This window comes from Lactobacillus sp. RTP31084st1_F9_RTP31084_210423 (genome assembly GCF_040919545.1).
Classification (GTDB): domain Bacteria; phylum Bacillota; class Bacilli; order Lactobacillales; family Lactobacillaceae; genus Lactobacillus; species Lactobacillus paragasseri.
Map to the genome: position 1 here is coordinate 439,775 of NZ_JBCOVH010000001.1, position 24,888 is coordinate 464,662.

Annotated in this window: 24 protein-coding genes; 22 read left to right on the forward strand and 2 right to left on the reverse strand. The window is 35.8% G+C overall.

All coding sequences use genetic code 11. The annotated features are described in order from the left end of the window. The first annotated feature begins 53 nt into the window (after positions 1-53). The 12 genes from topA (at position 54) to AB5359_RS02310 (ending at position 13,724) form a co-directional block, all read left to right on the forward strand. Positions 54-2,135, forward strand: a complete 2,082-nt coding sequence (topA, locus tag AB5359_RS02255; RefSeq protein ID WP_048686614.1) for a type I DNA topoisomerase — start codon at positions 54-56, stop codon at positions 2,133-2,135. Between the two features lie 97 nt (positions 2,136-2,232). Then, positions 2,233-3,549, forward strand: a complete 1,317-nt coding sequence (gene trmFO / locus AB5359_RS02260) for a methylenetetrahydrofolate--tRNA-(uracil(54)-C(5))-methyltransferase (FADH(2)-oxidizing) TrmFO (RefSeq protein WP_368280126.1) — start codon at positions 2,233-2,235, stop codon at positions 3,547-3,549. Positions 3,550-3,551: 2 nt separating this feature from the next. After that, positions 3,552-4,475: a tyrosine recombinase XerC gene (gene xerC / locus AB5359_RS02265; RefSeq protein ID WP_003648737.1), complete on the forward strand. Its 924-nt coding sequence runs from the start codon at positions 3,552-3,554 to the stop codon at positions 4,473-4,475. Between the two features lie 3 nt (positions 4,476-4,478). Then, positions 4,479-5,003, forward strand: a complete 525-nt coding sequence (hslV, locus tag AB5359_RS02270) for an ATP-dependent protease subunit HslV (RefSeq protein ID WP_003647372.1) — start codon at positions 4,479-4,481, stop codon at positions 5,001-5,003. 10 nt (positions 5,004-5,013) lie between these two features. Next, positions 5,014-6,408, forward strand: a complete 1,395-nt coding sequence (gene hslU, locus AB5359_RS02275; RefSeq protein ID WP_368280123.1) for an ATP-dependent protease ATPase subunit HslU — start codon at positions 5,014-5,016, stop codon at positions 6,406-6,408. A 27-nt stretch (positions 6,409-6,435) separates the two neighbouring features. Then, positions 6,436-7,323: an aldose 1-epimerase family protein gene (locus AB5359_RS02280; protein ID WP_020807000.1), complete on the forward strand. Its 888-nt coding sequence runs from the start codon at positions 6,436-6,438 to the stop codon at positions 7,321-7,323. A 59-nt stretch (positions 7,324-7,382) separates the two neighbouring features. Further along, positions 7,383-7,985: a LysR substrate-binding domain-containing protein gene (locus AB5359_RS02285; RefSeq protein ID WP_048686621.1), complete on the forward strand. Its 603-nt coding sequence runs from the start codon at positions 7,383-7,385 to the stop codon at positions 7,983-7,985. Positions 7,986-8,143: 158 nt separating this feature from the next. Next, complete coding sequence (locus AB5359_RS02290) at positions 8,144-8,707, forward strand: metal-dependent hydrolase (protein WP_003648741.1); 564 nt, start codon at positions 8,144-8,146, stop codon at positions 8,705-8,707. A gap of 267 nt (positions 8,708-8,974) precedes the next feature. Then, positions 8,975-9,436, forward strand: a complete 462-nt coding sequence (locus AB5359_RS02295; RefSeq protein ID WP_003648742.1) for a hypothetical protein — start codon at positions 8,975-8,977, stop codon at positions 9,434-9,436. 196 nt (positions 9,437-9,632) lie between these two features. Beyond that, positions 9,633-10,664 (forward strand): YeiH family protein, encoded by a 1,032-nt coding sequence (locus AB5359_RS02300; protein ID WP_048686623.1) that lies wholly within the window; start codon positions 9,633-9,635, stop codon positions 10,662-10,664. 162 nt (positions 10,665-10,826) lie between these two features. Next, positions 10,827-11,687, forward strand: a complete 861-nt coding sequence (locus AB5359_RS02305; RefSeq protein ID WP_048686625.1) for a LysR family transcriptional regulator — start codon at positions 10,827-10,829, stop codon at positions 11,685-11,687. A 120-nt stretch (positions 11,688-11,807) separates the two neighbouring features. Further along, a complete protein-coding gene (locus tag AB5359_RS02310) occupies positions 11,808-13,724 on the forward strand; it encodes a subtype A tannase (RefSeq protein ID WP_065425547.1) in 1,917 nt (638 codons plus the stop codon). 227 nt (positions 13,725-13,951) lie between these two features. On the opposite strand, the gene AB5359_RS02315 is transcribed toward AB5359_RS02310, so the two are convergent. Both AB5359_RS02315 and AB5359_RS02320 read right to left on the reverse strand, forming a co-directional pair. Beyond that, positions 13,952-14,374 carry a hypothetical protein gene (locus tag AB5359_RS02315; protein WP_232001004.1) on the reverse strand — a complete coding sequence of 141 codons (423 nt, stop codon included), beginning with the start codon at positions 14,372-14,374 and terminating at the stop codon, positions 13,952-13,954. Between the two features lie 136 nt (positions 14,375-14,510). Continuing rightward, entirely contained in the window at positions 14,511-14,657 is a 147-nt protein-coding gene (locus AB5359_RS02320) for a LysR family transcriptional regulator (protein ID WP_232001003.1), read from the reverse strand. A 114-nt stretch (positions 14,658-14,771) separates the two neighbouring features. On the opposite strand from AB5359_RS02320, the gene AB5359_RS02325 reads away from it, so the two are divergent. The 10 genes from AB5359_RS02325 to budA all read left to right on the forward strand — a co-directional run bounded on the left by AB5359_RS02325 (position 14,772) and on the right by budA (position 24,730). After that, positions 14,772-15,308 carry a flavodoxin family protein gene (locus AB5359_RS02325; RefSeq protein ID WP_048686629.1) on the forward strand — a complete coding sequence of 179 codons (537 nt, stop codon included), beginning with the start codon at positions 14,772-14,774 and terminating at the stop codon, positions 15,306-15,308. A 33-nt stretch (positions 15,309-15,341) separates the two neighbouring features. Next, complete coding sequence (locus AB5359_RS02330) at positions 15,342-16,382, forward strand: alcohol dehydrogenase catalytic domain-containing protein (protein WP_368280121.1); 1,041 nt, start codon at positions 15,342-15,344, stop codon at positions 16,380-16,382. A 10-nt stretch (positions 16,383-16,392) separates the two neighbouring features. Then, positions 16,393-16,767 carry a DUF2255 family protein gene (locus AB5359_RS02335; RefSeq protein ID WP_077410401.1) on the forward strand — a complete coding sequence of 125 codons (375 nt, stop codon included), beginning with the start codon at positions 16,393-16,395 and terminating at the stop codon, positions 16,765-16,767. Then, a complete protein-coding gene (locus AB5359_RS02340) occupies positions 16,767-17,618 on the forward strand; it encodes an alpha/beta hydrolase (RefSeq protein ID WP_048686633.1) in 852 nt (283 codons plus the stop codon). Before AB5359_RS02335 ends, AB5359_RS02340 begins: the two co-directional genes overlap by 1 nt. A gap of 269 nt (positions 17,619-17,887) precedes the next feature. Further along, the gene (gene abc-f, locus AB5359_RS02345) at positions 17,888-19,396 is read left to right on the forward strand and encodes a ribosomal protection-like ABC-F family protein (RefSeq protein ID WP_048686635.1); all 1,509 of its coding nucleotides are present in this window, start codon (positions 17,888-17,890) and stop codon (positions 19,394-19,396) included. 315 nt (positions 19,397-19,711) lie between these two features. Continuing rightward, positions 19,712-20,557, forward strand: a complete 846-nt coding sequence (locus tag AB5359_RS02350) for an Rpn family recombination-promoting nuclease/putative transposase (RefSeq protein ID WP_048686638.1) — start codon at positions 19,712-19,714, stop codon at positions 20,555-20,557. 232 nt (positions 20,558-20,789) lie between these two features. Then, positions 20,790-21,428 carry an ATP-binding cassette domain-containing protein gene (locus tag AB5359_RS02355; protein WP_020806994.1) on the forward strand — a complete coding sequence of 213 codons (639 nt, stop codon included), beginning with the start codon at positions 20,790-20,792 and terminating at the stop codon, positions 21,426-21,428. Continuing rightward, positions 21,425-22,183, forward strand: a complete 759-nt coding sequence (gene fetB, locus AB5359_RS02360; protein WP_048686640.1) for an iron export ABC transporter permease subunit FetB — start codon at positions 21,425-21,427, stop codon at positions 22,181-22,183. Before AB5359_RS02355 ends, fetB begins: the two co-directional genes overlap by 4 nt. Positions 22,184-22,314: 131 nt before the next feature. Further along, positions 22,315-23,994, forward strand: a complete 1,680-nt coding sequence (gene alsS, locus AB5359_RS02365; protein WP_048686642.1) for an acetolactate synthase AlsS — start codon at positions 22,315-22,317, stop codon at positions 23,992-23,994. Between the two features lie 19 nt (positions 23,995-24,013). Continuing rightward, on the forward strand, positions 24,014-24,730 hold the full coding sequence (gene budA, locus AB5359_RS02370) for an acetolactate decarboxylase (RefSeq protein WP_048686644.1): 717 nt from the start codon (positions 24,014-24,016) through the stop codon (positions 24,728-24,730). The last annotated feature ends 158 nt before the right edge of the window (positions 24,731-24,888 follow it).

Consider the following 24,888-nt stretch of genomic DNA (forward strand, 5'->3'; position numbering starts at 1 on the left):
AAATTTTTGGTATTTTAGAATTTGGTAGAAATTGTGCAAGGAAGGGGCATTTTATGCCTACTAAACGAAAATATAAAAAGAATTTAGTTATTGTCGAGTCTCCACATAAGGCTAAGACAATTGAAAAATATTTAGGTAGAAATTATCATGTTATCGCCTCAAAAGGTCATATTCGCGATTTACCTAAGTCCCAAATGGGAGTTGACGTCGAACACGACTATGAACCAAAGTATATTTCCATTCGCGGAAAAGGCGATACGATTAAAGAATTAAAGAGCGAAGCTAAAAAAGCAAAGTATGTTTATCTCGCTTCCGACCCCGATCGTGAAGGAGAAGCTATTGCTTGGCACGTAGCTCATGCTTTAAACTTAGATCCTAAAGAGCACAACCGCGTTGCTTTTAACGAAATTACTAAAGATGCGGTTAAAAATGCCTTTAAGAATCCTAGAACCATTGATATGGATATTGTCGATGCTCAACAAGCACGGCGTGTTCTTGACCGCTTGGTTGGTTATTCAATCAGCCCTATCTTGTGGCAAAAAGTTAAGAAGGGCTTGTCTGCTGGACGTGTTCAATCAATTGCCTTGAAGTTAGTAATTGACCGTGAAAACGAGATTAAGAACTTTAAGCCAGAAGAATACTGGACAATTGATGCTGATTTTGAAAAGGGTAAGGAAAAATTCAAGGGTGCCTTTTATGGCATTAAGGGTAAAAAGCAAGACTTACCAAATAATGAAGCAGTTCAGGATATCTTAAAACAGATTGATAAACGTAAGAACTTTGAAGTTACCAAAGTAGTTAAGAAAGAAAGAAGACGTCAGCCTGCTGCTCCTTTTACTACTTCAACTATGCAGCAAGAAGCCAACAAGCGTTTAGGATATCGTACTCGTCGAACAATGAGAATTGCTCAATCTCTTTATGAAGGGGTCAACCTTGGTAAGGGATCAGTTGGTTTAATCACTTATATGCGTACTGATTCTAAGCGTATTGCTAATGTTGCTAAGCATGAAGCTTCAAAATTTATCCATGAAGAATATGGTGCAAATTATGCAGCAATCAAGCCGCAACACTTTAAAAACGATGCTGATGCTCAGGACGCCCATGAAGCAATTCGTCCAACTTCAGCTTTTAGGACACCAGCTTCAGTTAAAGAATATCTAACAACTGAAGAATATCGCCTCTACACTTTAATTTGGTCAAGATTTATTGCTAGTCAAATGACACCAGCTGTTTACGACACTGTAAGAGCAGATATTGAACAAAATGGTGTCACCTTTAGAACAACTGGGTCAAAACTTAAGTTTGCTGGTTTTACTAAGGTTTACGATAACCAAAAGGAAAAGAATAATGAATTGCCTGAGTTAAACGAAGGCGATAAGGTTAAGCTTAAGAAGACTGATGACCGTCAGCACTTTACTCAGCCCCCTGCAAGATACACTGAAGCTAGTTTAGTTAGAGCTCTTGAAGAAAATGGCGTTGGTCGTCCATCAACTTATGCACCAACAATTGATACGATTCAAAAACGTTATTACGTAAAACTTGAGGGAAGATCAATTGTGCCTACTGAACTAGGTGAAATCGTTGATAAATTAATCGAAGAATTTTTCCCAGATATAGTTAACGTTGACTTTACTGCTCAACTAGAAGATGATCTTGATGGCGTTGAAGTAGGCAAAAAGAACTGGATCAAAGTCGTAGATGAATACTACAAGCCATTTTCTAAAGAATTAGACAAGGCTGATCAACAAATTGAAAAAGTTCAAATTAAGGATGAACCAGCTGGCTTTAATTGTGACATTTGTGGTGCACCGATGGTAATTAAGATGGGACGTTATGGTAAGTTTTATGCTTGCTCACGCTTCCCGGATTGCCGTAATACTAAGCCAATTGTTAAAAAGGTTGGTGTAACTTGTCCTAAGTGTGGTAAGGGAGAAGTTATTGAAAAGAAGTCTAAACGTAATCGCAAGTTCTATGGTTGCTCTCGTTATCCAGATTGTGACTTTGTATCTTGGGATCAACCAATTGGTCGTAATTGTCCAAATGATGGTCATTTCTTAGTTCAAAAGAAGAACAAGAAGGGACTAGTTATTCTTTGTCCAAACGGCGATTATCGTGAAGAACCAGAAGAAAATTAAATTATTATAAAAATCAATGATATCATTAAAACGAAAGCGGTTTAATGATATCATTTTTATATAGACTTGAAAGAGTCGAGCAGAAAGGAAAGATTGCATGGTAAAAAATGTAACCGTAATTGGCGGAGGCCTTGCAGGAAGTGAAGCTGCATGGCAATTGGCTAAGCGTGGCATTGAAGTAGATTTATATGAAATGCGACCAAAGAAAAACACACCTGCTCATGAAACTGCAAATTTTGCCGAATTAGTATGTACTAATTCAATGAGATCAAACCAACTTTCAAACGCCGTTGGTTTGTTAAAAGAGGAAATGCGTCAGCTTGATTCTTTAATTATGAAGGCTGCTGATGAAACAGCTGTGCCTGCGGGCGGAGCTTTAGCAGTTGATCGGGATAAGTTTAGTTCAGTGGTTACAAAAACTCTAAAGGACTTGCCGAATTTGCGCGTTCATGAAGAAGAGATTACTAAGATCCCAAAAGACGGGATAACCATTATTGCGACTGGACCACTCACTTCAGATACATTGGCAGAACAGATTAAGGAATTTTGTGGTACTGATTCACTTCATTTCTTTGATGCGGCTGCGCCTATTGTAGCTGCAAGCTCAATTGATCGTGACATCGTTTATAAGAAATCTCGCTATGACAAAGGTGAAGCAGCTTACTTGAACTGTCCAATGACTAAGGAAGAATTCTATAATTTCTATAAAAACTTAGTTAGTGCAGAAGCTGCTACTTTGCATGGCTTTGAAGATAAAAATGTCTTTGAAGGCTGCATGCCAATTGAAGTTATGGCAAAAAGAGGAGAAAAAACAATGCTCTTTGGGCCACTTAAGCCTGTTGGTTTAGAAGATCCTAAGACAGGAAAGACTCCATATGCAGTTGTGCAACTACGTCAAGATAATGCGGCAAGCACGATGTACAACATTGTTGGTTTCCAAACTCATTTAAAATATGGCGAACAAAAGAGAGTCTTTTCAATGATTCCAGGTCTTGAAAATGCAAAATTCGTCCGTTATGGTAAAATGCACCGCAACACTTACATTGCTAGTCCTGAAGTTTTAAATGCAAATTATGAAGCTAGAAAACAAGCTGGTCTATTTTTTGCGGGACAAATGACGGGGGTAGAAGGTTATGTAGAAAGTGCAGGTTCTGGTTTAATTGCTGGGATCAATGCAGCAAGAGAAGCCATAGGCGAAGAAACATTAGTATTTCCTAAGTCAACAGCTTTAGGATCGATGGCTCATTACATCACAACTACTAGTGCTAAGCACTTCCAGCCAATGAATGCATCTTATGCATTATTACCAAAACTAGATTATAAGGTTAGAAATAAGCAGGAAAGACACCTGGAAATTTCTAAGCGAGCATTGAGAGATCTTGAAGCCTTTAAGGAAGAAAAGAAGCTTGATTAATAATGTCTAAAGAAAATGATAAGTTAATCAAACAATTCCAAGATTACTTGAACTATGAACGTAATTATAGTAAAAATACTGTAAGCTCTTACTTAAACGATCTAGATGAAGCGAAGCAATTTTTTAAAGAAAATGGTGGCTTTAGCGGCTGGGATAAAGTTAAAAGTCGCGATGTTGAAATTTTCTTACAAAATTTAGCTACACAGAATAGGTCTAGAACAACTCAAGCGCGTAAGATGTCGAGTTTGAGATCTTTTTATCGCTTTCTCGTTAAGCGAGAAGTGTTAGAAAATGATCCCATGCAGACAATTAGCTTAAGATTGGGCGAAAAGAAACTACCACAGTTTTTCTACGAAAAAGAGATGCGCCAAGTCTTTGATAGTCTTGTGGGGCATGACAGGTTGGTAGTGAGAAATCGCGCCATGTTTGAGCTTTTTTATGCGACTGGGATGCGGCTAAGTGAGATGGCATCTTTGAAGCTAGATCAGATTGATTTTGATTTAAAAATTATCTTAGTTCATGGGAAGGGTAATAAAGATCGCTATGTTCCTTTTGGAAAAGATGCACTTGATGCTTTAAAGGAATATCGTGATGATGTTCGACCAGCTCTTCTTGGTCAAAATGAAGATTTAGGCTATGTATTTTTGAATAATCGCGGACAGAAGCTAACTGGACGCGGGATTGAATACATTATGCAGCAAGTGTTCATTAAAGCTGGAGTTGGCGGCAAGGTTCATCCCCACATGCTTAGACACTCTTTTGCAACTGAAATGCTCAATAATGGAGCGGACCTGAGAAGTGTCCAGGAATTGTTGGGACATGAATCTTTATCTACGACGCAGATTTATACTCATGTTACGATGAAGCATTTACAAGCAGATTATCAAAAATTTTTCCCAAGAAAAGATAAGAAAGACGAGGCATAATATATGACAACAATTTGTTCTGTTAGATACAACAATCAAACCGCCATCGCAGGTGATGGTCAAGTTACTTTAGGTGAAAAGGTAATCGCTAAGGCAACTGCTAAAAAGATCAGAAGAATTTATCACGATCAAGTAGTAATTGGCTTTGCCGGCGGAGTTGCAGATGCAGTTAGCTTGCAAGATATGCTTGAAGGAAAGCTTGAAACATACTCAGGCGATTTACGTAGAGCAGCTGTAGAAATGGCACAAAGCTGGAGAAAAGATCCAACTTTAGCTAAATTGCAAGCGATGGTAATTGCCTTTAATGACAAAGATTTATTATTAATTTCTGGTAATGGTGAAGTTCTTGAACCAGACGAAGATGTGGTAGCAATTGGTTCGGGTGGTAATTTTGCACAAGCAGCAGCAATTGCGATGACTCGCCATAGTAGTGGCATGAGTGCGAGTGAAATTGCCAAAGAAGCAGTTAAGATTGCTTCTGGAATTGATGTCTTTACTGATGACCACATTACTACTGATGAAATCTAGGTGAAATATTTTGACTGAAGAAAAAACTCCAAAACAAATTGTAGAATTACTTGATAAATATATTATTGGCCAAAACGAAGCTAAAAAATCTGTTGCTGTAGCTTTATATAATCGCTACCGTCGTTTGCAGCTACCTAAGCAGATGCAACAAGATATTACCCCAAAGAATATGTTAATGGCTGGTCCTACTGGTGTTGGTAAAACTGAAATTGCACGTCGTTTAGCTAAAATTGTTGACTTACCTTTTGTAAAAGTTGAAGCGACTAAGTTTACTGAAGTAGGTTACGTTGGACGCGATGTTGAATCAATGGTGCGTGACTTAGTTGAAGAAGCCGTTCGCATGGAAGAAAAAGAACAATTCGACCGTGTTAAAGTACAAGCAACTAAGAAGGCAAATAACCGCTTAGTTAAGTTAATCGTTCCAGGCATTAAGCGTGAAAACCGTGAAAATTCAATGCAGCAAATGATGCAGATGCTTTCTGGCAACTTCAACATGAACCAAGCTCAAGATAATGAAGAAGTAACTGATGATATTCGAAATGAACGTCTTAGCGTAGCTGATCAACTTAATAAGGGCTTACTTGAAAATCGTGAAGTAACAATTGAAGTTGAACAAGCACCTAAGGTTAACCCAATGGGCGACATGATGGGCCAAATGGGAATTGATATGTCGAGCTTGATGGGAGATTTAATGCCTAAGAAGACTGTTAAGCGTACTTTGAAGGTATCGGATGCACGTGAAATTTTAATCCAAGAAGAATCTAAGAAGTTAATTAATTACGATTCTCTCTACCAACGCGCAATTGAACGGACTCAGCAAAATGGAATTATCTTTATCGATGAAATTGATAAGATTACCGCTGGCAACAAGAAGACTTCTGGTGAAGTTTCTCGTGAAGGTGTCCAAAGAGATATCTTGCCAATTGTTGAAGGATCAACTGTTTCAACTAAGTATGGCCCTGTTTCAACTGACCACATTCTCTTTATTGCAGCTGGAGCTTTTGCTGAAAGTAAGCCAAGCGATTTAATTCCAGAATTGCAAGGTCGTTTTCCAATTCGGGTTGAGTTAAACGCCTTAACTCAAGAAGATTTTGTTAAAATTTTGAAGGATCCTCAAAACTCACTTTTGAAGCAATATATTGCACTTCTTAAAGCTGACGGTATTAAGCTGGTCTTCACTCAAGAAGCAATTGACCGTATTGCTCAAATCGCCTTTGAAGTAAATCAAGGTACTGATAACATTGGTGCTCGTCGTTTAGCAACTATCTTAGAAAAATTGCTTGAAGATGTTCTTTACGAGGGTCCAGATATGAATGTGGGCGAAATTACTATTACTCAGAAGTATGTTGACCAAAAATTGAGTGATATAATTATCAATAAGGACTTAACAAAATTTATTTTGTAATTTTAGTAGATAAAGAGAAGTTAAATTATGGATTATCAATTAAAAAATAATTTTTTAACAGTAACGCTTTCTGATCAGGGTGCTGAAATCCAAAGCGTTAAAGATGTAAACAGTGGTCGAGAATATATTTGGCAAGCTGATCCTAAAATTTGGGGTCGTCATGCGCCAGTTTTGTTCCCTGTAGTTGGTCGCTTAAAGGACGATCAATATACTTATGATGGTAAGACTTATCATATGGGACAACATGGTTTTGCAAGAGATTCGAAGTTTACTGTTGAAGAACAAGACGATAAGCACATTGTTTTTCTTCTGACTTCTAATGAAGATACTAAAAAAATGTATCCATTTGATTTTGAGTTAAGAGTAACTTACAGCTTAGTCAATAACTTGTTGTCAGAACACTTTACGGTAACTAATACAGATACTAAGGAAATGATCTTTGGTATCGGTGGCCACCCTGGCTTTAATTTACCAACTGATAATGGTTTGACTAAGAATGATTATTACTTCAAATTTGCCCCATCCATGGATCATGTGAAGATTCCATTGAAGGCACCTTACCTTGACTGGGATAATCGTTCATTGCTTGCAACAGATTCACTGTTTGAAATTAGTGATGAATTATTTAAGGATGATGCTTGGGTCTTTGAATTAAAGCAACCTAATAAGATTTCTATTAGAACTGATAAAAGTGATTATCATATCAACGTTAAAATGGAAAATGCGCCATTTGTTGGTTTATGGTCACAATATCCTAAATCTGGTAATTACATATGTATTGAACCATGGTGGGGTATTGCAGACACCTTAGATAGTGATGGTCAATTAGAGCACAAGCGTGGAATGAATCACATTGCTCCAAACGAAGTTTGGGAGAATGGTTTTACAATGGCTTTCCACGATAAGGCTAAGTAATTAAAGATTTAAGACTTTGGTTGAGAGATCAAAGTCTTATTTTGTATATAGGTGAAAAAATGAAAATCGGATATCTAAAGAATTTGGGTAGACATGAATTAGAACAGGCGTCATCTAAGTGGCAGACTTTACATGAAAATGAAAAAATTGATTTAGAACCAGTTGGCTATGATGAGATTGAAGCTAAGATTCAAAATGGTGAAGTAGATGCAGTCTTAGTTAATTCTAGAAATGACATTTATCAAGCGCTTGCAAGCTATTCAGTAAGTGAGATTGCCTTACTTGCCTTAGTTCAGGCAGGTAATTTTAATAAGTATCAGCAAACTGTTGAATTAGATGAGTTGAAAAATGTGCCGTGTATTATGGTTGCTTCAGTAGCAGATGAGAAGAGCGAGTATCATTATCTAAAAGACATTTTGAGAATAAAGAACGATCTGATTGCAGTTGAAACTTTAGGTGAAGCAATTTTGATGGTTGAATCTGGGTCAGGTTACTTAATAATGAATGAAATGACTGCAAGTCATGTAGATGACGATCAGGTGCAGAAATTATTTTTGCTCAGGGATGGTAAGCAATTGCGTGAGAAGTATGTCTTACTTGCTAAGCCAGATGATGCAAGATTAGCAGAATTTAGCAAGATAATGAAAGAAAGTATTGATTAAAGTAAAATAATTATGTGAAGTATTGCCTTGATTGGTGTATTTTAAACGTCCAGTGTAAAAAGCTGGACGTTTTTTCCTGCCTTGCGATATACAAGTTCCCATTCTGGTGCGAAGTTTGGTACAATAGAATGTATGTTCTATAGAGAGGGTGAAAAGAAGTGCTGACTAAGTCGCATCGGATTTGCAGTATTGCAATCGTCGAATTAAGTTTATTGTTAACGAATCGCTTGTTAATTGATCCAGTTAACAACATTATTATTCTAGCTGCAACTGCAATCGGTGCTTCTTTACCTGACATTGACGAATACAACAGTTCAGCAAGTAAGAAATCAGTAATTAACTTCAGCCTTTTCCTTAGACATCGCGGGATTACACATTCTTTTCTTGGTTGGGCAATTTTTTCTGGTGGTTTATATTATTTAATGAATAAATTTATCCCTATTCGGATTAATAATTTAACTTCGCAGAATTACTGGAGTGCACTTTGGTTTGGTCTAGTAATTGGCTATTTTTTGCATTTAATTCAAGATAGTTTCAGTAAACAGGGAGTAGAGTGGTTAGCTCCATTTTATAAGAAAAAGAAAAAGTCACCGTTTCATTATAAAGTTGGTGGCTGTTTTGAAAAATTTTTAACTATTATGTCCTATTTAGCTGTAATAACGATAACTTTTTACTGGATCTGGATTTCCTTAACACCAGCGACGCAAGTCTTTTTGTTTTGAAAAGTCATTGCGCACCTTTAAGATAATTAGTGGGGGAAGATTCCAAGAGAGGAGTCCTAGTATGTCCCAATTATTAGTAATAGCTGGTTTAATTAGTCTTTTATATGTTGTGATAGATATGAAAAGTCAGGCTATTCCAGTTGAAAATGACACAGTCCACAAAGGGCGGTAATAGAAATTAAAGTGGCCAAGAGTTAAAATTGCTCTTGGTCATTTTTAATTTAGCCAGTATACTGATAATAACGAAACTATTAAAGGATATGAATTATGGATTCAAACGATTTAATTTTTGCCAAATTAGAACATAAGCGTCTGCGTTATAACTTGATTGCTGATTTATTTTTAATTGTTGGTGGAATACTTATTTTTAGACAGCCAGCGATGAGTATGTCATTTCAATTGCTGGGTTCTTTAATGATTATCATCGCAATGATCTTTACCATACTTTCTTTTAGAATCAGAAGTAGCAAGCAATATCGCGCCTTGTCATTATTAGTTAAAAATGAGCCAAGCAGTCTTAAGGAAATTATGAATTCGTTTGGTGCAGGGATGACTTTTTTAGCTTTGTTTATGGCTATTGGCTTCATGGTAATAATAGTCATCTTCTTTTTCTTACTTAGTCGATCATGGATTAAGGCATTACTATTTTTTATCACTTTTGAAACAGTGATTGATCTTAAAGACTTTATGAACAATCTCACAAAATTGAAGGATGAAAGTACGATTTAAGCTTTCATCCTTTTTATATCAGTTAAAATAATTGTGATTTAATGAGCATATTAATTTACTTTCAGTTTAAAATCCGATAATATAGTATCTATAAAATTTCGCTTTCTAGAGAGAATCAATTTATAACACTACAAAATTGCAGATTCCGTAAATTTTCCTGGGTTGGAATAGGCAATTAAACTGGAGGTATTTTTTATTGATAAGTATTGTTAAAAGTAGATCATTCGGTCTAGCAGCAGTAATGACCTTAATCTGTTCTGTTGCTGGAATTTTTATTGCTAAATTGCCATATCTTAATTTAATCGGTGCATTAGTAATTGCACTGCTACTAGGAATATCTTTACAGGTTTTACCAGTAGGGGTTAGAGAAGAGGCAGCACCCGGAATTGGATTTATTTCTAATAAGTTCTTGAGACTAGGAATTATTTTACTAGGCTTTAGGCTTAATCTAACCAAGTTAGCTGATGCTGGCATTAAGACTATTTTAGTGGCAATGTTAGGTGTTAGCGGTACGATTGTTTTAACTTATTGGTTAAGTAAAAAATTTGGGGCAGAAGATGAATTAGCAGTTCTATCTGCTTGTGGTACTGGTATTTGCGGAGCAGCTGCAGTAATGGGTGTTTCTCCTCAAATTGAAAGCCGCGATGAAGAGCGTAAAAGAGAAAACGAAGTTCTTGCGGTTGCAGTAGTTTGTGTAATGGGAACAGTCTTTACATTACTTGAAATTGTGATCAAGCCAATGCTGGGATTGACTGATTCACAGTTTGGAATTGTAGCTGGTGGATCTCTACATGAAATTGCTCACGCTGTTGCAGCTGGAAATGCATTTGGCGAAGCTAGTTTAGATAGCGCCTTGATTATGAAACTTTCTCGTGTTTTACTTTTAGCGCCTGTTGCCCTGATTGTTGGTTACTGGTATCAGCGAAGACTAGTTAAAGAGAGTGCAGCGGATCACACGCAAGCACCTAAAAAATTGCCAATTCCATGGTTCTTAGGTGGTTTCATCTTAACTAGTGTTTTAGGAACATTCTTACCATTTCCGCCAGTAGTTTTGGATAGTTTGGTTCAAGCAGCATACGTATTCTTAGGAATGGCAATGGCTGCGCTTGGAATTTCAGTTAACTTCAATGTGATCTTTAAGCGCGGTGGCACAGTTTTTGGTGCTGCGGCAATTAGTTCAACTTGTTTGATGATTTTCATGATTATCATGAGTAAATTATTCTTTTAAATATAGTAAAAAGGCGATTGCATCTTAAATCTTATGCAATCGCCTCTTTATATGTTTATAAAAAAATTAATTAGTTTGGCTTTTTCTAAAACAAGCTTATTTATCTTGATTCATTTAGAATAATTTCCTTTATTGGATTTAAAGCCTAAAAGGAAGATAATTATGGAAATTAATAAATTAAAAACTTTTGTAGAATTGGCTTCTACTTTGAGTTTTTCAAAAACTGCAGCAAATTTGTTTATAAACCAAAGTAGTGTGTCAAAACAAATTAAATCACTTGAAAGAGAACTGAACTGTGAACTATTTATCAGGGCAAAGCGTCAAATAAGAATGACGGAGTACGCCAAAATTCTTTTTCCAGCTGCTCAAAAAATAATCAAATTGAACGATCAAGCTTTGTCTGATTTGAGAAACTGTCTTCAGGATCGGGACGATAAGATTATTATTGGTGTTTTACCGACTTTTTGGAATTATTCTTTTTTTGATCAAATAAGTAACTTTAAAAGACAGAACCCAAATTTGAGAATAATTATTAAAGAAGGTGAAATAAACTATTTAACAAATTTATTCCAGCAGGGTAAATTGGATTTTGCTTTTGTAAGAACTACGTATGGCTATAAATCCGATTTTGAGGAATTTACAGTTGATCATGAATCTTTCTGTGCTTGTCTAAATTATGAACATCCTTTAGCTACAAAAAAATCTTTAAAACTAGCTGATTTAAAGAATGAAAACTTTGTCTTCTATTCAGGTGAAGAGATGTTATATCACACAGTATTTGACCTTTGCCGAGAAAGTGGGTTTGAACCTCAATTTTCTTTTGCCAGCCACAACATAAAATCGATCTTAAATCTAGTTAAGAATAATGAAGGAATTAGTATTCTCATGCATGCTCCTGAAAAAGCGAAAGATGTAACTTATGTACCGATTAAGCCAGCTTTTTCTACCAGATTAGTTTGCGTGCGACAACCTAACCAAGCTACTAAGATAGCCAGCGATTTTTGGAATTACTTAGTTAAATAATATTCTCTTTTGGAATTGAACTATCCAAAAAAAGAATTGCTAAGCATAGTGTTTTTTATCAAAATAGAGCCAATTAGTATTCCATAAATATTAGTTTTATTTATAGAAAGGATCTTGATTATGAAAGGAAAAAGAAGAGTAATTTTGCTAGGAGGAATGGTGCTTACCTCTTTAACCTTACTTACTGCTTGTCAAACAAGCGCCACCAATAATAATTCTTCTTCAGCTAATACTAGTAAAGTTGTTGCTAAGGCAACTAAGTATCAAGTATCTAATAGCGACATTAGTAACGCTAAAAAGCTCCTAATTAATTCAAGTAAATGGCACTATAACGCTAAAAACAAGGTTTACTATCAAGTAAACGTTAAATACGGTACTAAGACTAAGAGTTCTTATGAATCAATGGGAATTTATATTCCAGCAGCTTATGTAAATGCCAAAAAATCTGGTACTAATACCTATAAGATCTCAATTAATACTAATAAGAAAGTAAATGGTTATACTGCGTCAACTGCGCCAATTGTAATGCCAATTAATACGCCAGGCTATTCCGCACAGCAAGCACCAACTGGTTATGAATCTGGTTCAGCCAAGTTTACTAAGGCAGGATTTATCTATGTTCTTGCTGGTTACCGTGGTTTAAACCAAACTGATAGTTCTAACGGATCTTCACCATGGGGTGTTACTGATTTGAAGGCAGCTATTAGAACTTTGCGTTTGAATGAAAATAGAATAGCTGGAAACACTAATCGTATTTTCACTTTTGGCCACAGTGGTGGTGGTGCTCAAAGTGCTATTGTAGGTAGTTCCGGAAATAGTAAGGCTTACATTAAATATTTGAAGGCAATCGGGGCACCGCTTGCTACTACTTCTGGAAAGGCTACAAGCGATGCAACTGAAGGTGCGATGTCATGGTGTCCAATTACTAGTTTAGATACTGCTAATGAAGCTTACGAATGGAATATGGGACAGTATTCAACTAGTGGAACACGTGCCTCTGGCACCTTTACCAAGGCTTTATCAAACGATATGGCTAAAAAGTATGCTGAATACATTAATAAACTTGGTTTAAAGGATAGTAAGAACCAAAAACTTACCTTAAAGAAGTCAAGCTCAGGTATCTATACTTCAGGGACTTATGCCGAATATTTAAAGGCAGAAGTAGAGCAGTCGCTTAATAATTTCTTGAAGGATACTAAGTTCCCATATACAGCTACTTCAATGAATGGTCCAAGTGGAGCTGCACAACAATCTGGTTCTAAGCCATCAGGTCAAAAACCGAGTGGTGCACCAAGCAATAACATGAAGAATGGTAATAATAGTAAACCAAGCGGCAAGAAGCCAAGTGGTAGCATGCCAAATGGTGGCGCTGGCGCACCAGGTGGTTCACAAAGTAGTGGTAAAACATATAAGACCGTTCAAAGTTACATTAAGTCTTTGAATAAGAACGGCACTTGGGTAAAATATAACGCTAAAACTAATACTGCCAAAATCACTAGTTTGAAAGCTTTTGTGACTCATTGTAAAGAAGCCTCAAAGGATGTTGGAGCTTTTGATGGACTTACTCGTCAACAAACCGAAAATAATTTGTTTGCAACAACTACGAGAAAAAATGGCCACTTTGATTCTACGATGAGTAATTTACTTAGTGAAAATGCAGGTAAATATGCTAAATTAAAGAATTACAAATCTAGTTATGCTAGTGCCTTTGCATCAGATTTAAAGCAAAAAGATGCTCAAGGAAACACGATGACTACAAGATTAAACATGTATAATCCAATGTATTACTTGTCTGATTACTACAAGGGCTATAATACGACTAAAGTAGCTAAATACTGGAGGATTAGAACTGGTATTAATCAGGGCGATACTGCATTAACTGTTGAAACTAACTTAGCTTTAGCTTTAAAGCAAGATAGTCAGGTTAAAAGTGTTAACTTTGCTACGGTTTGGGGTCAAGGACATACTGAAGCTGAAAGAACTGGAAATAACGAAACCAACTTTATTAAGTGGGTTAATAAGTGTTTGAAAAATTAGCTGTGATATACATTTATAAAATACCAATATATCAAAAAGGCGATTGCACATCATTATTTGTGCAATCGCCTTTTTTAATCATATTTACTCCATTGATCTTGCAATTTTTCAATTACAGGCTGGACTCGATCTTTATTTTGTTTTAAGTAACAAGCATAAAACTTCTGATGGGCTACTTCGTCTTTTAATGGACGAACGCTACGATTATTAGGTAAATTAAGTCCCCATTATGAGTCTAAACTCGTTAAGTTTGTCGTAAAGAAAGGTAAAACAGAGTATTGTAAAATCTCGCTGTATTCACTGGATTCATTTTGAAAAATGATTTTGCTATCTGGAATCTCGTCTTGATAAATCTTAGTCCAGAAGCCAATTGGTGAAGGGCTTAAGATTGTTTTGCCCTTAAGCATCTTGAAGGATAGTTCCTTATGTTGATTAAGATTGCATTCGGCAGGTAAGTTAACAGACATTGATTCTGTGCCTAAGTAAGTTGAAGTAATGTCGCGGTCTTCAATTGGAAAGTTAAGCAAAAGGCAAATTACTTGATGGTCGGCTAATAAATTTTTAAAATTAGATTCAACTAAATCGCTGACGATCTGGATATTTTGGTCATGTAAAGACCGTAAAACGATTCCCGGTCCTGGTGCATTCACGCCAACAATTAAAGTGGTTTGATCTTTTTCAAATTGCTTGACTCGGTTAGTAAAATCAAGATTATCATCAATTAACTTTTTAGCTTCTCGGGCTGTATATTTACCAGTTTCGCTTAAGTAAAGCTTATTTGGTTTTCTATAGGGTGATGCCCAAATCTTCTTCGAGCTTTTTCATGGAATGAGTAACCGCTGGCTGGGTTAGACCTAATACTTCGGCAGTCTTAGCAACTGTGCCGTATTTGGCAAAAGTTACTAGTTCTTCTAATAAATAATTTTCAATCATAATTTACCTCACTATAAAACATATTTATCCTAGCATTAAAAACTCTGAATTTTCAAGTATAGATCTTCTTCGTATAATCATTTATGAAAAGTTTGAAAGGAAGAAGAATGACTTATGGCACGAGTAGTAATTTTAACTGGTAGTCCTCATTATGAGGGCTCTTCACAAAAATTAGCTGATAATTTTGAAAAAGGCGTCAGAGAAGCTGGCAATCACATTTATCGTTATGATGCAGGTCTTCAAGGAGATAGTCAGCCGCATTTTTTACAATTAGAGCATGCGCCTGGTATGGAAGTTGGCATTCCTGATAATGATGAGGTAGAAAAGAAAGTTATTCCAGAATTATTAGATGCAGATGTAGTTGTCTTGGTATCTTCACTTTATTATTTTGAAATTAATGCTCAGCTGAAAACAGTCATTGATCGTTTTTATGACTATAATCATGAATTAAAGGATAAAAAGATGATCTTTATGATGGCTGGTTATGGCACTCAAGAAGATATGGATGCAGTTAAGCTTCATATGCAGAAGTTGAGCGACTATATGCGCTGGCAAATGATTGATCAAATTTATGCAGATGATTCATGGAATAAGCAAAAATTAGCGAAATTTGCTCAAGCAGCTTATAACTTAGGTAAGAGTATTAAGTAAAACATTGTATATAGGAAGAAAAAGAAAAATAAAATGAAATACGCAGAATTTGTTAAGGCTGGTGAAATGAAAATTATTGATAAACCAATGCCTAAGATTGAAAAAGATGACGATGTAATTATTAAGGTCCTTCGTACTTGTGTTTGCGGCTCAGATTTGTGGGCATACCGTGGATTAGAAGAGCAAGGTCATAAAAATAGCGGTCACGAAATTATTGGAATTATTGAAGAAATTGGAAAAAATATTACTACCGTCAAAAAGGGGGACTTTGTAATTGCTCCTTTTACCCATGGTTGTGGTCATTGCCGGGCATGTTTAGCAGGTTTTGACGGTGTATGTATGAATCATGACTTGAGTGAAAACTTCTCTGGTGGCTATCAAGCAAAATATGTGCGTTTCCAGCATGCACAATGGTCATTAGTAAAGGTTCCGGGTAAGCCTGAAGATTATACTGAAGGAAAGCTTAAGTCATTTTTAGCCTTAGCTGATGTAATGGCAACTGGTTATCATTCGGCTCGTGTAGCTAATGTAAAGCCCGGAGATTCAGTAATTGTTTTAGGTGATGGTGCAGTTGGCTTGTCCGCAATTATTGCATCAAAATTGCGTGGAGCTAAGCAAATCGTTTCTACGAGTCGTCATCCAGATCGTGAAAAGTTAGCACGTGAATTTGGTGCAACTGACAATGTGGCTGAGCGAGATGAGGAAGGAGTTCAAAATTTGATCTCCATTACGCGTGGTGGTGCGGATGCAGTCTTAGAATGTGTCGGCAGTAAGTTATCTAACGAAGAAGCTGTGCAAGTTGGTCGTCCGGGTGCAATTGTTGGCCGTGTTGGTTTACCACACAGAGCTGAATTAAATCCGGGTTTGATTTTTTACAAGAATATGAGTGTTGCCGGCGGTCCAGCTTCAGTGACTACTTATGATAAGGAAGTATTGCTTAAGGCTGTCTTAGATGGCAAGATTAATCCAGGCAAGGTCTTCACTAAGACATATGATTTAGATCAGATTAATGAAGCTTATCAAGATATGGCAGATAGAAAAGTAATTAAGTCCTACATTAAAGTTAGTGATTAATGAGAAAAATATGAATAAGTGGACAAATGAAGAAATAGCTGCTTTTGATAAGGCTCAAACTTTACACAATCGTCCTTATAATGATGATAAGACAACTTTTGAAGAAGACAATCCTGCCTGGGAAGTAACTGTCGATAATCAGGTTTTCATTCGCGGTGCTAAAGGGATTAAGGATACTAAATGGTATCAAGCTGGAACCAAAAATGGCGGTCAAATTGAAGTTGCTGGTCAAAAGTTTGAAGTGAAATACCAAGCAGTTAATAACGCAGAATTAATTAAGGATGTTACCGAAGCTTTTAATAAAAAATATCATGGTCAGTATCCAATTGACTTGATGGTGTCAGATCCTGTTGCTAAGGCAACAGTAGCCTTGGTGAAAAGATAATGAAGAAGAAAAATTTACTTATTCTAATTGTCACTGGAATTATGTTGGTTTTGACAGGTTGTTCAAGTCAAAGTAATTCGTCTGGTAAAAAAATCAAAATTACTTCAACGCCAACTTTATTTTTCCATGGCGGAGGTTCTTCTTATCATGCAGAAGAACACATGGTGTGGGCTGCTGAAAAGGCAGGCGTAACTAAGTCTCTAATCCGAGCAAATGTGAAAAAGTCAGGTAAAGTAACTTTAACTGGTACTTGGCCTAAAGATGCAAAGAATCCAATCTGCGAAGTTAATTATGAAGATAATCGTCAGCTTGATTTTAATAAGCATGGTGTATATGTGACAAATGTTGTAAAGGAATTGCAAAAGAAGTATAAGTTTAAGAAAATCAATATGGTTGGTCATTCTTTAGGTAATATTTCAATTATTTATTACATGCTGCGAAATGGAACTAATAGGAAGAGGCCACAAATTCAAAAGCAAGTTGATATTGCTGGCCATTTTGGTGGTTTAACTTTTGATGGAATTCCAGATTCAATTAAGCAACCTAAGGGGATGAAATTGGATAGTAATGGTAAACCGAACCAGATGAATGCTACATATAAGCAGATGACTAAAGTTAGAAGTATTTATAATAAGAAACATGTTAAGGTTTTAAATATCATTGGTGACCTAGGTAACCGTAGTGATGGTCGCGTAGATAATATTTCTTCCTTATCGCTTCAATACCTAATTGGTAGTGGCAATAGCACTTATCGAGTTTTAAAAATTAATGGTCGATATGCGCAACATTCAAAATTACATGAAAATGCGGAAGTTGATCGGGCATTGATTAAGTTTTTATGGAATAAATGATAAAAACTAGTATATTTCTTATTGAAATTGATAAAATTTCATGATATTCTAATTTTATCAATTGAAATTCATCTCTTAGAAAGAAGGGTCGCCGTTGCGTCTTTAATCTTGTGAAAATAAGCATAGTTAAATATATTTTTTTATTTTATATAGGAAGACTATGCACTTTTGACAAGATTAAAGCTAGGCACTATTTTCTTTTTGATATCTTAAAAGCAAGAAAGAGTCTGTACTTGTCATAAGTGCAGGCTCTTTTTTGAGGTGATTTGATGAGTAGTATCAAGATTTCGAACTTATCATTTAGATATGAAGATAGTAGCGATTATATTTTTAATAGATTGAATTTGGACTTAGATAGTTCTTGGCGTCTAGGATTGGTTGGTAGAAACGGACGCGGGAAGACTACATTTTTAAAACTATTAGATAAGAAGTTATTGGGAAGAGGAAAGATACAAACTGATTTGAATTTCTCTTATTATCCTATTTCAATTAATGATCTGGAAAATATCACTCTGTATGAGTTACAAAAGCAGTTGAATTTTGAGCAGTGGGAGTTAGAGCGTGAATTAAATTTACTAGGTGCTGATCCAAACCTGATTTGGCAACCTTTTAATACCCTAAGCGGAGGAGAGCAGACGAAAATATTATTGGCGCTTTCGTTTACTGATCAGAATTCATTTCCCTTAATTGATGAACCAACCAATCATTTAGATGAAGCAAGTCGTAAGGAAGTAAGCGATTATTTACGTATGCATCATCAAGGCTATATTGTGGTTAGCCATGATCGTGAGTTTTTGAATCAGGTAACGGATCGTATCTTAGCAATTGAGAATAGTGAAATTCATTTATATCAAGGAAACTTTGCGACTTATGAAGAAGTTAAAGAAGAAAGAGACGCGTTCAACCGTGAAAAGAATCAAAAATTAGCTGGTGAAATTGGTAATCTTCATCGGCAAAAGGAACAATTCTACCATTGGGCACAAAAGATAGAAGCTAAAAAGAAGTTAGGTCAAAAAACGCAACACATTATTAACCGAAGGTCTAGAATCAATAAGGCAGCTTTAGGTCATGCATCGGCGAAGATGATGAAGAAGTCGATTAGTGCTAGAAATAGAATGGATAAGCGGATTGAAGAAAAAGAAGGATTGATGGTAAATATTGAGGATGTGCCAAGCCTAACGATGAATTATTGCCCTAATTACCATCAAGTTCTACTTGAAATAAAAGATTTGAATGTAAGCATTCAAGAGAAGGAATTGTTTACTGATCTAAACTTAGTGGTAAGAAATCACGGCGTGGTGTCGCTTGAAGGCAAGAATGGAGCTGGTAAGTCGACATTGCTAAAGTTGTTGCTGGAAAAAGCAAGAGAGGTTAGTTATCGAGGTAACTATAGGTTGGCAAATGGATTGGCAATCTCCTATTTACCGCAAGACTTTACTATATACAAAGGAAGCTTAAAAAAGTTTGCTCAAGAGCAGAGGATATCATATGAAGACTTGCTTAATATGTTGAAGAAGATGGGCTTTCCGCGTTCAAACTTTGAGACGCCGATTGAAGAGATGAGTATGGGGCAGCAGAAGCGGGTTGCTATTGCTAAGTCATTAGTTGAGAAAGCTGACTTATACTTGTGGGATGAGCCAGCTAATTACTTAGATGTGTTCAATCAAGATCAGTTGATTAAACTGCTGCAAGAGGTAAAGCCAGCGATGCTCTTGATTGAGCACGATGAGTATTTTATTGAGCAAGTAGCAGATCAACGGATCGTTATATCAAATTAAACTGAATTTAAAAAGAGGATGATTTACAGCATTAGTGTAAAATTATCCTCTTTTTGAGTAATGGTAAATTAAAGAAATATATTTTGTTATTCCCTCGTTAGAAAGAAGAAGCAGACCGTCTAGCCAAAGATGCTATAAAAAACTATGGTAAATAATATTAAATAACTGTATCTAAATAGGACATACACTCCAAGACTTGAGTGATATGTTCTCTTTTTTTATTTGAAATTAATTATTACGAAAAAATAAACGTCACATTTGCGTAATCGATAGTGAGGATTGATTCCTTAAACTATTTATTAGGAGGACTTTTTCGTGAAAGAAGAGAAAAAGCCAGATGTAGCGAAACTATTAGGTATCACAGACGATCTGATGTTTCAAAATGTAATGAAAGATCCTGTGAATTGCAGGATGTTTTTGCATGAAGTTTTTCCAGATTTAGATATTCAAGGTCTTACTGTACGAACTCAGGAAAGGATTGCATTCAATAAGGAAGAAAAGTTTTCTGTACTAGATGTTTTAATAAAAGACAGTAAGGGTAGAAGATACGATATAGAGATGCAAGTCGCACCGCAAAAAGACTTGGATAAACGAGCACGCTACTACATGTATAAGATGATGGAAGGCGGCTTTTTACATCAAGGTGAAGGATATGGTGAATTAACGGCTGTCTATGTAATATTTGTTTTACCGTTTGATCCTAAAGGCAAAGGCTTGAAGCGATATACTTTCACTTACTCTGCTAGGGAAGATAAATCTGTTGAACTGAACGACGAATCTGAGATAATATACTTAAACAGCAAAGGGAAGAAAGGCAGCGTTAGTCAAGGACTAGAAGATTTTTATTCGTTGATGGAAGGTAAAAATACTACAAATAGTGAATTTATCAAACGAATCAAAAAGACAATGGATAATTATCGTAAAACAGAAGAATGGAGTGAACATGTGATGAATACGGAACAAATTAAAGAAATGGCACTTGCACAAGGTGTAGAACAGGGGTTGGAGCAAGGAAGAAGAGAAGCAAGAATTTTTGATATACGGAAAATAGTTAAGATTCTAAAGAGAATGAATCAAAGCGATGAACAGATCTTGCAAGAATTAAAACAAGATTATAGTGATGATTTTTCTGATGAGGAGTTAGAAAAATTTTTGAAGTAAAACTATTTTTATCCAAAAAATTAAAAAGCACTGATAACCACCGATACTTTAAGTAGAATGTTGTTAGTGCTTATTTTATTTAAATTTCTAACTAATGTATAAAATGAACGCGTTAAATTTTGCATTGCTAGTGTGATAGTTAAGATATTAACTATATTTATTCCTCTTCTAAAAAGGATTATAGTTAATAATAATGAAAAAGAACATTTAATTTTGTGATGGAGAAAAGATGATGGCTATTTTAAAACTAGAAAATATAGCTTATCAAGCTAATCAAAAGCAAATTCTACAAAATATATCCTTTGAAGTAGAAGAAAAAGCATTTTTAACCCTTATTGGTCCGTCTGGTGCAGGGAAAAGCACAATTTTGAAATTAATTGCTAATCTAATTAATCCAAATCATGGCAAGATTTTATTTAATGGCAAAGATATTATGAAAATCGATCCGCTAATATATCGTAGAAATGTTTCGTATTGTTTTCAGCAACCATCTTTGTTTGGAGAGAAAGTATCAGATAATTTATCCTTCCCATATGAAATTAGAAATCTCAAAGTTGATCAAGAGCGTGTATATCAGTTGTTACGCGATGTAAACTTAGGAGCAGAATATTTAGATAAAGATATTAATAGCTTATCAGGTGGTGAAAAGCAGCGAATAGCCCTAATTAGAAATTTGTTGTTTTTACCGGAGGTTTTACTTTTAGATGAAGTTACTACAGGTTTAGATCAAGCTAGTAAAGAAATTGTTCATCATCTGATTGAGCAAGTTCATCGGAAAGACGTTACAATTATTCAGGTAACGCATGATCAAAGTGAAATTGAATCAGCACAACATATTGTTCGAATTGAAAAAGGCGGCATTCTTAAATGAAAAATGTAATGGTAAGCAATTGGTCGTTAGTCTTTGCCTTCGCGCTGGTCCTAGTTTCAATTGCAATTTCTGCTAAAGAGAAACTTGGTTTAACCAAAGATATTTTAATTAGCGTGATTCGTGCAATTGTCCAGCTAATAATTATTGGCTATGTTCTAAAGTTTATTTTTCATGTAAATAATTATTGGTTAACTTTTGTATCAACCTTAGTTATTATTTTTAATGCATCGTGGAATGCCAATCAGCGAGATCCTAATCCTGATAAGAAATTTTATAATTCTGTTATTGCGGAAGCTGTCGGCACATACGCAACCTTAGCAATTTTAATTTTTTCGGGTGTGATTAAACCGATACCAATGCAAGTTATTCCTATTACTGGAATGATTGCAGGTAATGAAATGGTAGCTGTCGGTCTCTGTTATAAGTCATTAAATGAAAGTTTTCATGATTTGCGTCAGTCAATACTAGAAAAAATAGCCTTAGGTAGTGATATTAAAACAGCCTCGATGCCAATTTTAAGAAGAAGCATCAAAACAGCCATGCAACCAACAATTGATTCGGCTAAGACTGTTGGCTTGGTTAACTTACCGGGAATGATGTCAGGTTTGATTTTTGCTGGCGTTAATCCGATTTATGCAATTAAGTATCAAATTATGATTACTTTTATGCTTTTAGGCGCAACAAGTTTAGGGGCTGTAATTGCAGGCTACTTAGCTTATCGAAATTATTTTAATGAGAGAATGCAATTGAAATAAATAGGCCAGACTTGAATGTCAATAGGCCTATTTTTTGTGAAAAATCCGCTTACTTGAAAGTCATTTGTTTTGTATGTATACTTGTAAATTGTAAGTAAGAATATGAAATAAATGGAAGAAGGGAATTTGTCGTGACAGAAGAAAAGTATTACGGTGCTAACGCTATCGTGGATAGTTTAATCAATCATGACGTAAAATTCGTTTTTGGAATTCCTGGAGCAAAAATTGATCGCGTATTTGAATTGCTTGAACATTCTAAGAATCCACGTACACCAAAATTTATTTTGACTCGTCATGAGCAGAACGCAGCTTTTATGGCTGCTGGAGTGGGGCGAATTACTGGAAAACCAGGTGTAGTATTGACAACTTCAGGTCCTGGAGCATCAAATTTAGCAACTGGTTTAGTGACGGCGACAGCGGAAGGAGATCCCGTCTTGGCAATTTCTGGGCAAGTTCAACGAACAGATCTTTTGCGTTTAACTCACCAGAGCATGAAAAATGCAGCTTTGTTTGAACCAATTACTAAATATAGTGCTGAAGTTCAAGAACCAGAGAATATTTCCGAAGTAATTGCAAATGCCTATCAAGAAGCAGAAGCTGCTAAGCAGGGCGCAAGTTTCGTTTCAGTTCCACAAGACGTAACTGACGGAGAAGTAAAGACCAGTGTGATTGCACCATTAGAAGCTCCAAAGCTTGGACCAGCAAGTCCGATTGAATCAACCTTGCTTTCTCAGCGTATTAAAGCCGCCAAATTACCGGTACTTTTGCTCGGAATGAGAGCTTCTGATCCTGAAACAACTAATGCAATCAGACGTTTAATTGCTGAAACTCATTTACCTGTAGTTGAAACTTTCCAGGGAGCAGGAATTATTCCACGTGAATTAGAGGATGATTTCTTTGGTCGTGTAGGACTTTTTAGAAACCAACCAGGAGATCAATTGCTTAAAAAGAGTGACCTAGTAATTGCAATTGGCTATGATCCGATTGAATATGAGCCTCGTAACTGGAATTCTGACCGCAGCGCCAATATTGTTGTTATTGATTCCATGCGTGCAGAAATTGATAAAAACTACCAACCTGAACGCGAGTTAGTTGGAGATATTTCACAGACTCTTGATTTCCTTCTACCATATATGAAGGGCTATTCAATGCCTGAAGAATCTAAAGACTACCTAGATTCTCTGCGTAAGACTTTGCAAAAGCGCGATACTCCACCTACTGTAACTAAAGACCAAATTAAAAGTCATCCCCTAAGTATCATTCAAGCTTTGCAAGATAGGGTAACTGATGATATGACAGTGACAGTAGACGTGGGTAGTTTCTATATTTGGATGGCAAGACACTTTAGAAGCTACGAACCTAGACATTTACTTTTTAGTAATGGGATGCAGACGCTAGGAGTTGCACTTCCTTGGGCAATTTCAGCTGCTTTAGTTAGACCAAATACTAAGATTGTTTCTATGTCAGGCGATGGCGGTTTTATGTTCTCTTCTCAAGATTTAGAAACAGCGGTTCGCTTAGGCTTAAATATTGTTCATATCATCTGGAATGATGGTAATTATGATATGGTAAAGTTCCAAGAAGAAATGAAGTATGGGGATTCAGCGGCTGTTAAGTTTGGACCAATTGATTTTGTTAAATATGCAGAAAGTTTTGGTGCCAAAGGATACCGCGTTGAAAAAGCAGTTGATTTAAATAAGGTTTTAGATCAAGCCTTTAAAGAACAAGGACCAACAATTGTTGATGTGCCAGTTGATTATAGTTTCAACCAAACATTAGGCAAGACGTTGTTAGATGACCAGATTCATTAACTCTGGAAAGGAAAATATCATGGAAAAATATGAAAGTAAAGTATTCCAGCATGGCACTTTAGGGATGCTGGTGCCTGGATTATTTGATGGAACAATGACAATTGAAGACCTGTTAAAGCATGGTGATTGGGGCATTGGCACAGCAAGTGGTCTTGATGGTGAAATGATTGTGCTAGACCATACACCCTATTTGGCTCAAAGTAATGGAGAAATCAGAGTTTTAAAAGCTGAAGAGAAAGTGCCTTTTGCGACAGTTCATTTTGAGCAAATAAAAGACAGTTTTGAAGCAACTAATTTAACTAAAACTGAGTTAGAAAACCGGATTTTGGCAGATTATCCCTATAAAAACGTATTCTTCGCAGTTAAAATTGTAGGAGAATTTTCAACAGTCAAAACCAGGGTAGTTGAGAAACAAACGAGACCTTATAAGACTCTACTTGAAGTAGCAAATGAGCAAGCAGTGTTTGAAGAGAATAGTGTTTCTGGTACTGTGATTGGGTATTTTGCACCAAAAGTATTTCAAGGACTAGCAGCTCCAGGATTTCATTTGCACTTTTTAGCAGATGATAAGTCGATTGGAGGCCATGTTTTAGGCTTTGATGTAAAAAATGCAACTGTCTACTTGCAACCATTTACTACAGTTGAGCAGCATTTACCGCTTGATAATCAGGAATTTTTAGATAAAGATTTAGACATTGCAGATATGCATGATCAAATTAAAAAAGCAGAAGGATAGGTAAAAAGTACATTATACTAACGTGTTTTAACAAAAGTATGATGTACTTTTTTGATTTTATAACATAATTTCGTTCCAATTTATGATATATGCGTAATTTGTTATTTAATTTTTGAAAATATAGGCATAAAAATAACCAAAATGTTAGAAATCATTCT

Bases quoted from the DNA above. Each gene is read 5' to 3' on its own strand.
- trmFO (WP_368280126.1), top strand. From the start codon at position 2,233: ATGGTAAAAAATGTAACCGTAATTGGCGGAGGCCTTGCAGGAAGTGAA.
- AB5359_RS02325 (WP_048686629.1), top strand. From the start codon at position 14,772: ATGGCACGAGTAGTAATTTTAACTGGTAGTCCTCATTATGAGGGCTCT.
- AB5359_RS02310 (WP_065425547.1), top strand. From the start codon at position 11,808: ATGAAAGGAAAAAGAAGAGTAATTTTGCTAGGAGGAATGGTGCTTACC.
- topA (WP_048686614.1), top strand. From the start codon at position 54: ATGCCTACTAAACGAAAATATAAAAAGAATTTAGTTATTGTCGAGTCT.
- AB5359_RS02295 (WP_003648742.1), top strand. From the start codon at position 8,975: ATGGATTCAAACGATTTAATTTTTGCCAAATTAGAACATAAGCGTCTG.
- AB5359_RS02285 (WP_048686621.1), top strand. From the start codon at position 7,383: ATGAAAATCGGATATCTAAAGAATTTGGGTAGACATGAATTAGAACAG.
- abc-f (WP_048686635.1), top strand. From the start codon at position 17,888: ATGAGTAGTATCAAGATTTCGAACTTATCATTTAGATATGAAGATAGT.
- AB5359_RS02305 (WP_048686625.1), top strand. From the start codon at position 10,827: ATGGAAATTAATAAATTAAAAACTTTTGTAGAATTGGCTTCTACTTTG.
- AB5359_RS02340 (WP_048686633.1), top strand. From the start codon at position 16,767: ATGAAGAAGAAAAATTTACTTATTCTAATTGTCACTGGAATTATGTTG.
- AB5359_RS02330 (WP_368280121.1), top strand. From the start codon at position 15,342: ATGAAATACGCAGAATTTGTTAAGGCTGGTGAAATGAAAATTATTGAT.
- budA (WP_048686644.1), top strand. From the start codon at position 24,014: ATGGAAAAATATGAAAGTAAAGTATTCCAGCATGGCACTTTAGGGATG.
- hslV (WP_003647372.1), top strand. From the start codon at position 4,479: ATGACAACAATTTGTTCTGTTAGATACAACAATCAAACCGCCATCGCA.
- AB5359_RS02355 (WP_020806994.1), top strand. From the start codon at position 20,790: ATGGCTATTTTAAAACTAGAAAATATAGCTTATCAAGCTAATCAAAAG.
- AB5359_RS02335 (WP_077410401.1), top strand. From the start codon at position 16,393: ATGAATAAGTGGACAAATGAAGAAATAGCTGCTTTTGATAAGGCTCAA.
- AB5359_RS02320 (WP_232001003.1), bottom strand. From the start codon at position 14,657: ATGATTGAAAATTATTTATTAGAAGAACTAGTAACTTTTGCCAAATAC.
- fetB (WP_048686640.1), top strand. From the start codon at position 21,425: ATGAAAAATGTAATGGTAAGCAATTGGTCGTTAGTCTTTGCCTTCGCG.
- AB5359_RS02280 (WP_020807000.1), top strand. From the start codon at position 6,436: ATGGATTATCAATTAAAAAATAATTTTTTAACAGTAACGCTTTCTGAT.
- xerC (WP_003648737.1), top strand. From the start codon at position 3,552: ATGTCTAAAGAAAATGATAAGTTAATCAAACAATTCCAAGATTACTTG.